The organism is Pseudovibrio sp. Alg231-02 (assembly GCF_900143565.1).
GTDB lineage: Bacteria > Pseudomonadota > Alphaproteobacteria > Rhizobiales > Stappiaceae > Pseudovibrio.
This window is the reverse complement of the sequence record NZ_FREX01000005.1, coordinates 323,662-338,077: the sequence shown is the minus strand read 5'-3', so window position 1 is coordinate 338,077 and position 14,416 is coordinate 323,662. Positions and strand designations below refer to the sequence as shown.

Annotated in this window: 13 protein-coding genes; 8 read left to right on the top strand and 5 right to left on the bottom strand. The window is 50.1% G+C overall.

Annotation, left to right across the window (positions count from 1 at the left end):
• Nucleotides 1–112 precede the first annotated feature (112 nt).
• The 5 genes from DHN43_RS15900 (at nucleotide 113) to DHN43_RS15880 (ending at nucleotide 7,378) form a co-directional block, all read left to right on the top strand.
• Entirely contained in the window at nucleotides 113–1,126 is a 1,014-nt protein-coding gene (locus DHN43_RS15900; protein ID WP_108819230.1) for a DctP family TRAP transporter solute-binding subunit, read from the top strand.
• An 82-nt stretch (nucleotides 1,127–1,208) separates the two neighbouring features.
• A complete protein-coding gene (locus DHN43_RS15895) occupies nucleotides 1,209–2,393 on the top strand; it encodes a citrate/2-methylcitrate synthase (protein ID WP_108819229.1) in 1,185 nt (394 codons plus the stop codon).
• Nucleotides 2,394–2,739: 346 nt separating this feature from the next.
• Entirely contained in the window at nucleotides 2,740–3,672 is a 933-nt protein-coding gene (locus DHN43_RS15890) for a LysR substrate-binding domain-containing protein (protein WP_108819228.1), read from the top strand.
• Nucleotides 3,673–4,003: 331 nt separating this feature from the next.
• Nucleotides 4,004–5,650, top strand: coding sequence for a U32 family peptidase C-terminal domain-containing protein (locus DHN43_RS15885; RefSeq protein ID WP_057460812.1), 1,647 nt, complete (start codon nucleotides 4,004–4,006; stop codon nucleotides 5,648–5,650).
• 348 nt (nucleotides 5,651–5,998) lie between these two features.
• Nucleotides 5,999–7,378 (top strand): methyl-accepting chemotaxis protein, encoded by a 1,380-nt coding sequence (locus tag DHN43_RS15880; protein WP_108819227.1) that lies wholly within the window; start codon nucleotides 5,999–6,001, stop codon nucleotides 7,376–7,378.
• A 142-nt stretch (nucleotides 7,379–7,520) separates the two neighbouring features.
• On the opposite strand, the gene DHN43_RS15875 is transcribed toward DHN43_RS15880, so the two are convergent.
• Nucleotides 7,521–8,603: a MaoC family dehydratase gene (locus DHN43_RS15875; RefSeq protein ID WP_108819226.1), complete on the bottom strand. Its 1,083-nt coding sequence runs from the start codon at nucleotides 8,601–8,603 to the stop codon at nucleotides 7,521–7,523.
• Nucleotides 8,604–9,135: 532 nt separating this feature from the next.
• Between DHN43_RS15875 and DHN43_RS15870 the strand changes: the two genes are divergently transcribed.
• The 3 genes from DHN43_RS15870 (at nucleotide 9,136) to DHN43_RS15860 (ending at nucleotide 10,658) form a co-directional block, all read left to right on the top strand.
• Nucleotides 9,136–9,327 (top strand): hypothetical protein, encoded by a 192-nt coding sequence (locus tag DHN43_RS15870; protein ID WP_057460807.1) that lies wholly within the window; start codon nucleotides 9,136–9,138, stop codon nucleotides 9,325–9,327.
• Between the two features lie 109 nt (nucleotides 9,328–9,436).
• Nucleotides 9,437–9,820: a RidA family protein gene (locus DHN43_RS15865; protein ID WP_108819225.1), complete on the top strand. Its 384-nt coding sequence runs from the start codon at nucleotides 9,437–9,439 to the stop codon at nucleotides 9,818–9,820.
• 160 nt (nucleotides 9,821–9,980) lie between these two features.
• A complete protein-coding gene (locus tag DHN43_RS15860; protein WP_057465095.1) occupies nucleotides 9,981–10,658 on the top strand; it encodes a carbonic anhydrase in 678 nt (225 codons plus the stop codon).
• Between the two features lie 63 nt (nucleotides 10,659–10,721).
• Here DHN43_RS15860 and DHN43_RS15855 read toward each other — a convergent pair whose 3' ends face one another.
• The 4 genes from DHN43_RS15855 to DHN43_RS15840 all read right to left on the bottom strand — a co-directional run bounded on the left by DHN43_RS15855 (nucleotide 10,722) and on the right by DHN43_RS15840 (nucleotide 14,384).
• On the bottom strand, nucleotides 10,722–12,161 hold the full coding sequence (locus DHN43_RS15855) for an APC family permease (protein ID WP_108819224.1): 1,440 nt from the start codon (nucleotides 12,159–12,161) through the stop codon (nucleotides 10,722–10,724).
• Nucleotides 12,161–13,591 carry an amino acid permease gene (locus tag DHN43_RS15850; protein WP_108819223.1) on the bottom strand — a complete coding sequence of 477 codons (1,431 nt, stop codon included), beginning with the start codon at nucleotides 13,589–13,591 and terminating at the stop codon, nucleotides 12,161–12,163. The genes DHN43_RS15855 and DHN43_RS15850 overlap by 1 nt, the downstream gene beginning before the upstream one ends.
• 119 nt (nucleotides 13,592–13,710) lie before the next feature.
• On the bottom strand, nucleotides 13,711–14,046 hold the full coding sequence (locus DHN43_RS15845; RefSeq protein ID WP_108819222.1) for a VOC family protein: 336 nt from the start codon (nucleotides 14,044–14,046) through the stop codon (nucleotides 13,711–13,713).
• Nucleotides 14,043–14,384, bottom strand: a complete 342-nt coding sequence (locus DHN43_RS15840; protein ID WP_108819221.1) for a winged helix-turn-helix transcriptional regulator — start codon at nucleotides 14,382–14,384, stop codon at nucleotides 14,043–14,045. The genes DHN43_RS15845 and DHN43_RS15840 overlap by 4 nt, the downstream gene beginning before the upstream one ends.
• Between the last annotated feature and the right edge of the window lie 32 nt (nucleotides 14,385–14,416).

Below are 14,416 nucleotides of genomic sequence, written 5' to 3'. Positions count from 1 at the left end.
CCGGCCTTTTTGTTGCGGCTTATTCGAGGCAAATGCAGAGCAATAGCTTAGGCGGATTTTTGGGGGGAACTGCGATAATAGGCAGGTCCCATAATGTTGCCGTGAGGAGCTGATGAGGAGAGCGATCACCGCTGTAATTCTTGCTTTGGGCGTTGCTTTCGCCACACCTGCGTTCGCCCAGATTGACTGTAAGCCTGGCGAAGTTGTTATCAAGTTCAGCCATGTTGTGCCGCCGAGAGGCCATCCCAAAGGGGATTTCGCGCGCATGCTGGCCGAGCGGGTGAACACCGAGATGAACGATGTGGCCTGCATGCAGGTGTTTCCCTTTTCCCAGCTTTATGACGATGAGAAGGTGATGGAGGCCCTGATACTGGGTGATGTGCAGCTGGCGGCGCCTTCTCTTTCAAAACTGGAAGTTTACACCAACAAGTTCCGACTCTTTGATCTGCCTTTCCTGTTTGAGGATATGGATGCAGTACAGCGTTTTACTGCCAGCGAGAAGGGGCAGGAACTGCTTGATGTCATGTCTGATTTCGGGGTTGTGGGACTTGGGTATCTCTATGATGGGTTAAAGCACTTTTCTGCCGATAAGCCGTTGCTCGTACCTTCTGACGGGGCAGGGCTGAAGTTTCGGGTGCAGAACTCTGATGTGGCTGTTGCGATGATTGAGGCGATGGGAGCGAGTGCGCAGAAATTGGCGTTTAAAGAGGTCTATGGGGCTTTGCAGTTGGGGGTTGTTGATGGTCAGGAGAACAGCTGGTCCAACATCTTCACATCGAGGTTCTTTGAGGTTCAGGACGGGATTACTGAGACCAACCATCAATTGCTGGCTTATGTTGTGTTTGCGCCCAAGGAGTGGTTGGAAAGCTTGAAGCCTGATGTGCGAGAGCAGTTTCTGACGATCTTCAAAGAAACGCTGACCAAGGCTAATGCGCAAGCTGCGCAGACGAGCGACAAGAACCGGCAACGGATTGTCGATGCTGGTTACACTGTGCGTGAGTTGACGCCAGAACAGCGCCAGCAATGGGCGGATGTGATGCGACCTGTATGGGGTGAGTTTGAAGATGAGATCGGCAAGGATCTGATTGCTGCTGCTGAAGCCTCAAATGCGACCAAGGGCAACTGACGGTCTTCTGATTGGACATCTATAGTATTGCGTGTGCCAGCCTTATTCGTATGATCAACGTTGATCATGTAATAGGTGCGCCATGTCTGAAGTTATTTATCTTTCCGCTAAAGAAGCTGCCAATGAGTTGGGGGTGCGCCCGGCCACGCTGTATGCCTATGTGAGCCGTGGGTTGGTCCGCTCGGTTCAAGGGCCGGGGAGGACGCGGCTCTATGATGCTTCAGATATCCGCTTCCTGCGAAGTCGTCGGGCTGGAGAAGGCTCTGAGGAACGGGATGGGCAGTCCCGGAATGCTGCTGCAAAGGGCGTGCTTGAGACCAAGCTGACGCTTTTGACAGATGAGGGGCATTACTACCGCGGTCAGTCTGCACTGGAACTTGCAAAGGCTGGTACGCTTGAAAGTGTCGCCACGCTGCTGTGGGATTGTGAGAATGATCCGTTTGCTCAGCCTGCGCCTCATGCCGTTGAGGTGATGAGCGGGCACCAGAGGCCTGCTGAGCGGGCGATTGTGGCGCTCTGTTCCTGGCCGGAACAAGACAGCGCGGCCTACACGCTGTCTCAGGAGCTGCTCAAGCGAAAAGGGGCGAGCCTCATTCGCCTTGCAGCCAGTGCGCTACTGATGCAAGCGCCGAGCACTGACCCGATGCACCGGCAGATTGCTCAAGCCTGGGGCGTGAAGAATGAAAAGGCCGTCGATCTGATCCGTGCGACGCTTGTTTTGTGTGCTGACCATGAGCTTAATACCAGCGCATATGCGGTGAGATGTGCGGCTTCGACACGGGCGCCGCTGCATGCTGTTCTTGTGTCCGGGCTTGGAGCGTTTATGGGACCCAGACATGGAACAAATGCAGAGCGCGTGCTGAGTTGGCTGAAACATATTCATGTAGCTGACGATATAGAGAACGTGTTGCAAGAGCGATGTATGAACGGCGAATATCTGCCGGGACTTGGGCATTCCGTATACGGCGGGCCTGATCCAAGGGGCGAATTTCTATTAGGCAAACTCATGCAAAGTGAGCTGGATCACCCGCTTGTTGCACTGATTCCACCATTACTGGAAAGATCTCGGGAGCTTTTCGGAAAGCACATGAATGTGGATTTTCCACTAGCACTTTTGGAGCAGATTTTGGACTTACCAAAAAATTCTGCCGGAATTTTGTTTTGTATTTCAAGAATTAGCGGCTGGATCGCTCAGGCGCTCGAACAATATCAAATGCAAGAACAAATACGTCCGCGTGCTGCATATGTTGGTATTCGTCCGACCTAAAGCAGGCGTCAGTTGAATAGTTAATTTTTTTGATCTTTAACCTAGGCGTGTATCCCGACCCTATTCTATGATCTCCTAGCGTAAAATTGATATTGTTATGTTCTTTCTCTGTAATGAATTTTATATCGATTATTTATACTGAATATCACAAAGTATTCCGTAGATTATCAATAATTGAGTAGTTTATGTGTGGTGTTATCTATTGTGGAAATGTGCTCTTTTACATAACTTTTGACGTGACCTAGTTGATTTGAGGGTGTTCAAATTGGGGAGGCGCTATGTTACGTCTACATCATTAATCGGAATATTGGTTGTATCTCTCACTCTATCAAGAATAAGGCATTTCATGAATCGTTTGCCCCCTTTGAATGCTTTGGTCGCGTTTCGTGCAGTTATGGAAACTGGGAGTTTGGTTTCGGCGGCCCAAAAGCTAGCAATTACCGCTAGTGCGGTCAGTCACCGGCTCAAAGCGCTGGAGGATCACCTGGGACTGGAGCTGTTTGAGCGCCGTTCCAGAGCGGTTTTCCCGACTGCAGCGGCTTATCGATATGCCTCGGAGATTGCCGAGGCATTTGACAGAATATCAACTGCAACGCGCACTATCGAAGCCGTCGGGAACAGGGATACTTTGAGTATCCATTGTTCTTCAAGCTTCGCCAGCAATTGGTTGTTGCGCCGTCTTCGTTCGTTTACCGCGCATAACTCAGAGATCACCGTGACTGTTTCCAGCAGTGGCTCTGATCAGAATATTGAAGGCGGGCTGTATGATCTTGTCTTCACACGTCAGTCCAATACTCCAGAAGAGTTTCAGGAAATCTCCTTAGGGCGCGAGAAGTTTCGTCCGTTGATTTCACCTGAACTGCTGGATAATCTTGGCTACCCGAAGAAGCCGAATGAGCTGCTGAAACTGCCGATTATTCGCAGTGAAGGTGCCACGGTTTCCTGGGAGACATGGCTGTCTGAAGCTGGTGTTCCAAACCCGATCGTCAATGAGATGATGGTGTTTGAGAATGCAGCACTTTCTCTTGACGCTGCCGAAAAGGGGTTCGGCATTGTTCTTGAGTCCAATCTTCTAAGTGCCGAAGCTGAGACCGCCGGACGTCTTGTGCCGATCTTCCCTGAATATCAGCAGGACGGTCGTGAACATAAACTGATGTGGCGTGAGAAGCGTGGAGCTGAGCCAAAAATTCGCAGCTTCCGTGATTGGTTTGAAAATCAGTTACGCTACGATTTTGTAGATGAAGAAACTTATGAACCAGTGGCAGCGCTCGTCGATTAAACGAGCCTTGCTGTTTGTAGCTGACGGCGGGGGCAATTAACCGTCAGCTTACATGAGTGTTCTTATGATTTGGGTGGGTACTTAGGTATCTGCCCATTTCTTTGTAAGCATCGCTATACGGATTTTTTGGAGTGGTGTGTTGCCGAGCGATGGAATTGCAGGGGCCCATCAAACTGGGTGAGACAAAATTGTTCTGTTCATCCTTGATGAAATCCCTTAGAAGCACCCCTAAATACGCGTCCTTTTGCTGTTTCCCAAAGACACTGCCGAGGCGCTGGTCAATAGCTCGACAACAGAGCTTTAGAAAACACCAGAGAATTTGGTCGCCACTATGAGAACTTCAGAACTCCTGATGCCTGCGGGCAACCTTCAGAAGCTAAAGATTGCTGTGCTTTATGGAGCAGATGCGATCTACCTTGGTACGCCAGATATGTCCCTGCGTACGAAGGCAGAGTTTACGCTTGAGCAGGTTGTTGAGGGGATTGAATTTGCGCATAAGCATGGCAAGCGTGTTTATCTGACGCTGAACCTGTTTTCTCATAATAAGGACGTTCCCAAGCTGAAGGAATATGCCGAGACTATTCGCGATATTAATCCGGATGGTTTGATCATTGCTGATCCGGGTGTGTTCCAGTTTATGCGCAAAGAGCTGCCGAACGTGCCGCTGCATATTTCCACGCAGGCGAACGTTTGCTCCTGGCTTTCCGTTGATTTTTGGAAAGAGCAGGGTGCGGATCTGGTTGTGTTGGCGCGTGAAGTGTCTTTTCCGGAGCTTTCTGAAATTCGTGAGAAGTGCCCGGACATTCGTCTGGAAGCATTTGTTCATGGCGCGATGTGTATGACCTACTCCGGTCGCTGCCTGCTTTCCAACTTTATGGCAGAGCGTGGTGCGAACCAGGGGAATTGTGCAAACTCCTGTCGTTGGAACTACAAAGTGCGCATGCGCATGAAAGACGGCACAATCAATGAGCTTGAGCTGAACGAAGATAACATGGACATGTTTGAGTTCTTGCTGGAAGAGGGATGCCGCCCCGGCGAGTTGATGCCAATTCTGGAAGATGGCCGTGGTTCTTATATTCTGAACTCCAAAGACCTGTGCCTGATGCCGAAGCTCAATGACTTCCTGCGCATCGGTGTGGATTCGCTGAAGATCGAAGGCCGTGGCAAGTCCATGTACTACGTGGCGGTTGTTGCACGCGCTTACCGCATGGCGATTGATGATTACTATCGTGACCCTGAGAACTGGAACCCGCAAAAGTACATGGACGAAATGTACAGTGTTGCCAACCGTGGCTACACAACTGCGTTCCATGAAGGTCGTTTGAACAACTACGCCCACAATTATGAAGACACACACTCTATTGGTGAGTGGGAGTTTGCCGGCATTGTTGAGAAGGTGACTGACGAAGCGTTCTACATGAAAGTGAAGAACAAGATTGTTGCCGGGGAAGTGCTGGAGTTTCTGCAGCCTCTGTCCGACGACAGCGTCTTGCTGCGTATCTATGAGTTTGAAAACGCAAAGTCTGGTGAGATTACAGAGGAAGTGCACGCTGGCAAGCAGCCACTGGTGCGAATCCCGTTCTCGCTGTTCGACAAAGACGATGCAGCTGACTTTAAGGATCGCTTCCCGGTAAACACTGTGGTGCGTAAAGAGCGTCCGTTGACACCTGAGCAATGGAGCCGACTGAAGCTGGACCGGACAGCAGAGCGTATTGAGGCGCGTGGTGAAGCGACGAATGCGCAGCAGAACAAGTATGAAAGCCAGCGCGACCGACTGATTGATGCGATTGCTGAAGGCAGTCAGGATCGTAAGCCGAAGTCTCCTCGTCTTGGTTTGGAAGGTTGTTGTGGTCGCGGCTGCAACGGTTGCATGATCTTCTGGGAAGATCCGAAGTTTGAGAAGGCTCGCGAGATCTTGAAGACCAAAAAGCAGGGTGTGATGCTGGCGCGGAATGCGTTGAAGCACGAAGTGAGCTGATAGCTTAGTTAGATTGATGTATTCAAAGCCCCGGTCCGAAAGGCCGGGGCTTTTATTTTGTCTGCCCCTTATGAGAACTCATTGAATCTAAAGGCTAAAACCATGCTTATTAGGACGGTAAGCTATTATTAGTAATAATTTATGTATGTTTTAAGCATGAGTCTTTCAAGCTCATGAGTTTGACGTTGGGATAGTTGCACTTGTTGTCTTGAATGACCTGTTGTGGGGTACGTAAATACGCTGATCTTACTTGCTTAGTCTCTGGTGACTTGGCTGGGTTGTGGTGATGAGAGATTGGCGGCTAGGGAATTATCTGCACTGAATGTGCAGTTTGGAAGGTAATTCAAGATGAACTGGTCCGGAATGTTGAAGAGCGCACCTAAAGCTCAAGGATCACATCAAGCAGATGTGGGTGGCATCAATCGCGAAGGAATTGATGCACTTCTGTCGGCTTTGATGGAAGATCGTCCACTTCCCGAAGTGGAAGGTGTTCCAGCAGATCTTTATGAGCGCTTTGAAACGCTGAAGCAGAAGCTTGATGATCAGGACGAGCGTACCCTTGGTCAAACGGTAGAGTACTCCCTGCAAGCCAGTGAATCGATGGCCGCGATCTCCCAAATCACATGGCATATCCGCAAAACGGATGAAGGTGCGCAGACAATTGCGACCGGTGTTGAAGAGCTAAACGTTTCGTTTTCTGAAATCGCCTCCAGCGCTCAAGGAGCTGCGGATGCGGTGGAATCTGCAAATGAGGCCATGCAGCAGGGAGAAACAGCAACTCGAGAATCTGCAGATGCAAGCCAGCATATTGGCCGGTTCTTTGAAAGTATGACTGCTGCTGCAAATGAGCTGACAACTGCCGCTGTTCAGATTGGCACCTTTGTCGGCACGATTGAGGGATTGGCCAAGCAAACAAATCTGCTGGCACTGAACGCGACGATTGAAGCCGCGCGTGCTGGCGAGGCGGGCAAGGGTTTTGCTGTTGTGGCTTCCGAGGTGAAGGACCTTTCCGGTCAAACACAGCAGGCAACAGATGATATTCGTTGCCGGATTGAGACCTTGCAGGCTCACGTGAACGATGTGAACTCAGCTGTGAATGATGCGCAATCTCTGGTCAGCAAGAGTATTGATAACTCACAGAATGCCGAGAGTTTGATCTCTGAAGTGCTGCGCGATGTAGGAGTTGCGAGTACGCAGATGCGTGAAATTGCACGCCAGCTGACGCAGCAGGAAGAGGCAACCAGCGAAATCAATCGCGGTGTCCATGCAATTGCAGGGCATGCACGCGATGTGAATGAGCGGATTGAGCATGTGATCCAGACGGTTGCTCAATCTGAATCCATCGTGGAAGAGCAGTTTACTGAGTTTGATAAGCGAGGCGTACCGAACTTCATTCTGCATCGTGCTAAGGCTGATCACATAATCTGGAAGAAGCACCTTGCCGAAATGTCGGTTGGCCTCAGTCATTTGCAGGTGAGTGAGCTTTCAGATCATCATCAGTGCCGTCTTGGCAAGTGGTATGACAAGGTGGATGATGCTCGTGTTCGCGATAGTCTGGCGTTTAAGAAACTGCTGCCTGTTCATGCTGAAGTTCACGAACAAGGCAAGGAATGCGCACGCCTTTTGGGAATAGCAGATCATGCAGGTGCAGATGCTGCTTACAAACGCATGGAAGACGCTTCTACTGAGGTACTGCGCTATCTGGACGAGTTGTTGACCAAGCGGTGAGGTGAATTCCTGGAACTGATTGAAAATCAGAAAAGCCCGGGCAGGTGATGCGCCGGGCTTTCTTTTTGTGTTGTTTTATTTTTTTGTCGTTTGGCCGTATCCGTTCTTGAGAGGTTTTGGCTTCTCAGGGATACGGTGAAGATCAAACCGGAATGACGACCCAGTAATCCAGATCAAGGATTACGCCGTCTTGGTATTTCCCGTCTTCATTCTTGTATGGGAAATCTCCGCAAATAAGATCTTTTGTTGCAACGAGGCGCAGGCGTAGTGCTGCGATATCGCTTCTTCCTTCAATCCGTTTTTTATCCAGAACCTCAGACCATGCGTAAACGGTGTCACCCGCAAAGAGTGGTGCAACGTGTCGTCCTGCATTGATGCCTGTGATATGGAAAGCATTGCCTAGTCCGTTGAAAGACAAAGCACGCGCAAGCGAGATGACATGGCCACCGTAGATCAGGCGTTTGCCAAAGCGGCTGTTTTTCTCGCTATGATGATTGAAGTGGACTTTCGCTGTGTTCTGGTAAAGACGTGTTGCGAGCTGGTGTTCAGCTTCTTCCACGGTCATACCGTCGACATGGTTGATCTTTTCACCCACTTCGTAGTCATCGAAGCGGAATGGTGAACCGGACAGGTCAAAGTCCCAATTATCGATTGAAAGCTCTGGAACGGCTTGCCCCAGGCAGTCCTCGGAAATTCCGTCTGGCAGATCCGGCAGGGTGGTTTCTGGTGCAGACGCATCTTCATCGCGCTTTTTCACCATGACCCAGCGGGTGTATTCCAGAACCTTTTCAGGATTCCCTGGCTCTTTGTGGCGATAGCCAGTAGAGCGCACGTAAACAACACCGGTTTTGCCGTTTGAATTTTCTTTCAGCCCGATGACTTCTGACGTGGCGGAGACTGTATCTCCGGCATAGACAGGCATCAGGAAACGGCAGTCGGAATACCCCAGGTTTGCGACGGCGTTCAGTGAGATATCTCCCACTGTTTTACCGAAGACCACGTGGAAGACTAGCAGGTCGTCCAACGGGTAATATGGGTATCCAATGTTTTCTGCAAAAGCAGTTCCCGACTGTACCGCAAATCGAGATCCGTATAATGCAGTATAAAGAGCTGTATCTCCTTCGTTTATTGTCTTTGGTGTTCCATGTCTTATGACCTGGCCCACGTGAAAATCTTCAAAAAAGTTACCGCAAGACGTTTTTGTCTTAACCGCAGTTAACGTCATGTATGTAGTCCCCCAACAACAACACGGCAGGCATTGAATAAGAAGTATTTTTAGTTATCAAGCAACACCTTAGAAGGTTGACACTTCGCATAGTATGTGTCGCTTTTGATCTTTTTTCTCGTGCCTTTGTATTTTCCTTGGTTGTCCAATTGACTTGTTTAATTGAACAAATTCAATAGGTTGACGGATAATGTGGTGGTTTCCGCAATCCGTGCTCCAGATGATCGACAAAAATACTCGAGAGAAACAAGCAAGCTTTCTGTCCGTTTGAGACCCTTTATATCTCAGAATCAGTAGGAATGAGCAAATTAAATGTAGATTATGATTAGGTAATTGTGTCTTGTTTTTAGCTAAACCTACATCCTGACGTTGAAATTGTAGGATTGTGCAAGCGAATCAGTAAAAATGTTAGCAAATCTCGACTGATTCACTTTGAGTGAGTGTGCTGAGTTGTTCACTGTTTGGCCCCCCAAAACCGTAGGTTTTTCTTCAAGATCAAAGCGTTACTATGGGTGGTAGGAGGTTTTCGCCCATGGTGAGCTTTTTCTGGCGGATTGTAGGTGTTGTTTTGCTGGCGTGGGTCGCGTGGGATCTCTATGCGGGATACACGCTTCTTTATGATGTCATCTACCGGACAGAAGACCCGCTGATGTACTGGATTGGCATCGCTTTATGGACCGCACTTGGGCTGAGCTGCTTTTTCTCATCAAGTCGTCAGGAATAAGGCGCCAATTTCTCAATTGATCTGAGCTGTCTCAGTTGTATCCTACAAACACTAAATGCTGTTGGTGGTTCTGCCGCAGCGTGTTGAGTTGTAGTCGAGGGAGGTTGTTATGTCGGAGAGAACCCTAATTTCTTCAGGATCACCCTTTGAAAAGACCGCTGGATATTCTCGCGCAGTTGTAGATGGTGATTTCGTCCATGTTTCTGGCACGACCGGATATGACTATTCGACGATGAAAATGCCAGAGGATGTGGGCGCACAGGCCGTTAATGCGCTGGAAACGATCAAAGGTGCGCTTGGCGAAGCTGGTTGTTCGCTTAAGGATGTGGTTCGAGCGCGCTATTATGTGACTGACCGGAGTAACGTTGAGGCGGTTTTTGCCGTACTTGGTGAGTATTTTGGTGAAATCCGTCCTGCGGCAACCATGGTTATTTGCGCTCTCATCAAGGAAGAGATGAAGGTCGAAATAGAAGTCATGGCTCGAAGGAGCTAATCTGGCTTTTGGCTTTCTTTTGGCTTTCGAGAAACTGGCAAGGTACATTGTGGGCGTATATGCTGAGAGACTTTTAAGTTTCTGGTCTTTTCGCCAGTTGAAAGATCGTTTGCCTTAGCTATATAGGCAGACAATACCGACACTAACGAAATGGCGACGCATGACTGATTTTCCGAAAGAACTGCTGACTGGATACGGCCTTTATAAAGAGCGGATTTATCGCCAGTTTGAAGAGGAATATCAAAACCTCGCCATCTATGGCCAAGAACCTGAAGTGATGGTGATTTCCTGCTGTGATAGCCGGGTTACACCTGAAGGTATCTTCCATGCGCAGCCGGGTGAACTCTTTGTGGTTCGTAACGTGGCGAACCTGGTGCCTCCATTTATCCAAGGCGGTGGCACGCACGGTACCAGTGCAGCGCTTGAGTATGCAGTGACTGGCCTGAAGGTGAAGCATCTTGTTGTGCTGGGCCATTGCAAGTGTGGTGGTGTTCAGGCTTTCCGCGAAAGTAATGGCAAACTCAGTAAGACTGGTCAGTTTGTTGGACCGTGGATCAAGATGTTGGAACCAGCTGCGATCACGCTGGCTTGTACTCCTGTCGATAAACATGAAGATCCGCAACTTGCGCTGGAATATGCTGGTATTCGCCAGAGCCTGAAGAATCTGATGACGTTCCCGTTTATTGAAAAGCTTGTCACACAGGGGAATTTGGACATTCACGGTGCGTGGTTTGATATTGGCTCCGGTTCCTTGCGGGTTATGAACAAGGAAACCGAGATCTTTGAAGATGCGCAAGATCTGCGTGCGCGTTTGAAAGAGCAGGAAGCTGAGGACTAAGCCTTTGTAGGGTAAGAGAGCCAATCTGAGTGTTGGTTTGATAGAGTTTTGGAGGGTCGCGTTCTATGGTGTAGGGCGCGGCTTTTTTGTTTGTTTGCTGGCTTTCCAATTGGGGCGGCGCACCTTCCAGAGAATGAACGGAATACTGAGTGTGAGGAACACGCCGGGGATGATGATTGCCAGATAAGTTGTTGCCGGAAAGTCGGCTTCGTCGGGAGGCCGGAAGCCGATCATGAAGGCAATGAGTGAGATGCTGAAGCCTATGCTGCCCAACACCCAGATGCCCCAATTGCCGAACGGGACCTTATAGGTCCGCGGAACATTGGGGTATTTGTATCGGAGACGGATTGCGGTGCTGTAGAGCAGTAAATACATGACAGAGTAAAGCAGGACGGCTGTTGAGGTGAGGTACAAAAACACCTCGTTGGTCTTCACGTGAAGCAGAAAAGCGGTTGCGATGAGTGTGGCGATGGTGGCCTGCACCAACATGAGTGGTACTGGCATATCGTGGGTGTTTGAGCCATGTAGGAATTTGGGGAGCATACCATCGCGTCCGGCGACTGCGAGGCTTTTCACTGGTCCTGCAATCCAAGTGCTGACTTGTCCGGCGGCACCAACAGCGATGAACATAGCCGCAATGGGTAAGATGTTCGGCACGCCATAATGATCGAGCAGTATTGTGAAGGTTTGCAGGACGCCAAGGGTGTTTGAGATCTCCGTTGCCGGGATGATCATAGCGATGGTCAAACCACCCAGAAGAGAAATTGAAAAGCCGATGAATGCTGCGATGAGGATTGCGATTGGGTAGGTGCGCCGAACGTTCTGAACTTCTGTCGCGTGGCCCGCTGAAACTTCCATTCCAATAAAACCAAAGAGGAAACTGAGGAAGAGGAATAAGGTTGAGGTTTGAGAGAGGGATGGGATGATATTGGCTGTGGTGAGGCTGATATCAATGGCGGGTTGGGCAGGCCCCGTCACGTAGAGCAGGCCCAGTATGATCATGGTGAGGGATGGGAAGATGGTTCCCGCCAGCAGGCAAATGCCAGCAATACGTTTTGTGATGCGAGTGCCTTTGAAGTTTGCGAAGGTTGCGCCCCAGTAGATGATGATGATACCCGTGAACATGAGCCATGGGTTTTCATCAAGTGGACGGTCAAACACAAATGCGAGGGCTGCGGTGGTGTAGGCAACGGTTGCGACCATGGCGAAAATGGCCTGAAACCACTGCAGGAAGATTGCCATGAACCCGAATGGGGCGCCGAAGGCTTCCTGCACCCAGGTGTAGACACCATGTTTGGGCCAACCTGTTGCCAATTCTGCTGAAATGAGGGCGACTGGCAGGATGTAGCAGAGGATCACTGCTGTGTTGAAGAACAGGATCTTCATGCCGGTTTGTGCCATGAGCGGCATATTCAGCATAGTCATGAAGAGCGCTGTGGTCATAAACACCAAGTGCCAAAGGGTTATGTGGTGCTTTGGCTGATTGCGTGGTGTTTTGCCCATTACTCGTGCCCTCTACTTTTCGAGGCGTGCGAGATTTTCTTGCGGCGTAGGAACCATATGCTGAGTGGAACCAGCAGGGCGAGAATAACGGCCACAACCATGAGGCCTTCAAAGCTCTTTATTGAGAATGGCAGGGATGGTGGGGGAATGAAGCCGATCGCAAAGCAGCTTATGGCAGTCAACATACCGATGATACCGAGCAGCCAGATGCCCCAATTGCCGCCGGGCACTCTGTACGGGCGCGGGATATGCGGATGAGTGTAACGCAGGCGAATGGCTGCTACGAACATCAGCAGGTACATCAATGAGTAAAGCAGTACTGCTGTTGAGGTGAGAACGAGGAACACCAGATTGACGTTCTCGAAGAGGATGAAGCTCAGGGCAATGAATGAAATGAGAGATGCCTGCAGGATCAGCAGTGCTGTGGGGACGTTGTTTTTGTTGGCTTTCGCAAAGTGTGCTGGCAGTAGTCCCTTTCTGCTGGCCGCCCACATGCCTTTTACTGGGCCAACTATCCAGGTGCTGACCTGGCCAGCAGCGCCGATTGCAACCAGCAGTGCGATAAAGGGTGTTAGAATGGAAAGGCCGTAGGCATTCAGATAAGCGGAGAAAGCCTGAAGGGCGCCGTTGATGTTGGAGATATTGCCTTTTTCGAGGATGAGTGAGACGGCAAGTCCACCTGCAAGGGTGATGACAAAGCCAGCGATTGCTGCTGTGAAAATTGCACGTGGATAATTCTTTTGCGGGTTTTCTACTTCGTTTGCATGGCAGGCGGAGACTTCGATGCCGACAAAGCCGAACACGAAGCTCATGAAGAAGACGAGGCTGGTGGTGTCGGAGAGTGATGGAACCCAGTTTGAGAGTGTTGCTGAGGTGTCGAGTGCAATGGTTTCGCCAGAGAACAGATAGTAGATGCCAAAAAGGATCAGCAGGGCTGAGGGAAAGAAGACACCGATGGAGACAGCGTAACCTGAGATCTTCTCTGAGGTTTCTGTTCCTCTGAAATTGATCAGTGTTGCAGCCCAATAGAGGGCGAGCACCGAGAAGGTGATGTAGTAGCGATTTGAGCCCAGCTCCGGATCAAAGGCATATGTGAGTGTAGCTGTGGCATAGGCGACAATTGATGTGACGCCGAAGATGGACTGTATCCATTGCAGAAACACGGCCACGAAGCCAACGGGCGTGCCGAAAGCTGCTTCGACCCAATGGAACACACCATTTTGCGGCCAGCCTGTCGCAAGTTCTGCTGAGATCAATGCTGTTGGAATGAGGAAAGCAAACACGGTGATGGCGTTGAGCAGGACCATTTGCATACCGGTCTCTGCCATCATTGGCATGTTTCGCAGGGTCATAAACAGTGCTGTGGTGATCAGCACCAAAGGGATGAATGCGATTTTGTGTTCAGCGCTGGGCGGTTTTTCCTGCTGCATGGGCCACCGGCATAGTCTCTGATGCGCTAAACTTTAAATTGAGGGCCTGAAAAAAGACTGAGAGTGCAGGTGGGAAGCGCCTTGGTGGCATTAAGTTGCTGTTAGGTGTGAGCGCTGGGCTAGATGTCTTCCTTGCAGATGGTGCGATCAATTTCCATCAGCTCAACCGGAGCTCCATTTACCTCGATAAAGGCGACAGTGAGTCCGTCGATAGGGGAGTTGGGTTTGATGATAACCTTCTGGTCTTTCAACGCCTCTGCCAAATCGTCAACTTCAAACGCCACATGCGCCACTGTCTTCACGATTTCAGGGTAGGGCGCACCTTCATCATAACGCTGCCACTGGATGCCGAAGGGATTGTTTTTGTGGTCGCTGACGGTCATGTGCAGGTGAGGCAGGGGAATCTCTTCCTCGAAATATCCCTTGGTTGGAATGCCGATATGGTTGAATTTCATTGGTCATCTTTCAATTTGGCTGCATGGGACCATGTTTGAGACCAGTGGCCTAAGGGTTGCAGGTAGGTGAACAGGTCTTCGCCTTCTGCTGTCAGTTCGTAGCCGCTTTCTCCATTTATGACGATCCCGCATTCTCGTAGTTCTTTCAAGCGCGTATTGAGCACAGTGGGTGAGACAGAGTCACAATTGGACTGGAGCGTGCGGAAGGTCTGCGGGCCAGTTGAAAGGTTCCAGATGATGCCAAGAGCCCATCGTCTACCCAGCAAATCAAAGAGAACCATGATTGGCTTACCGGATTTTGAGCCACGAACCGGGGTTCCTGCCTTAGGTATTTTCACAGATATAGGGCTTTCCTTTTTGCTAGGTTTGT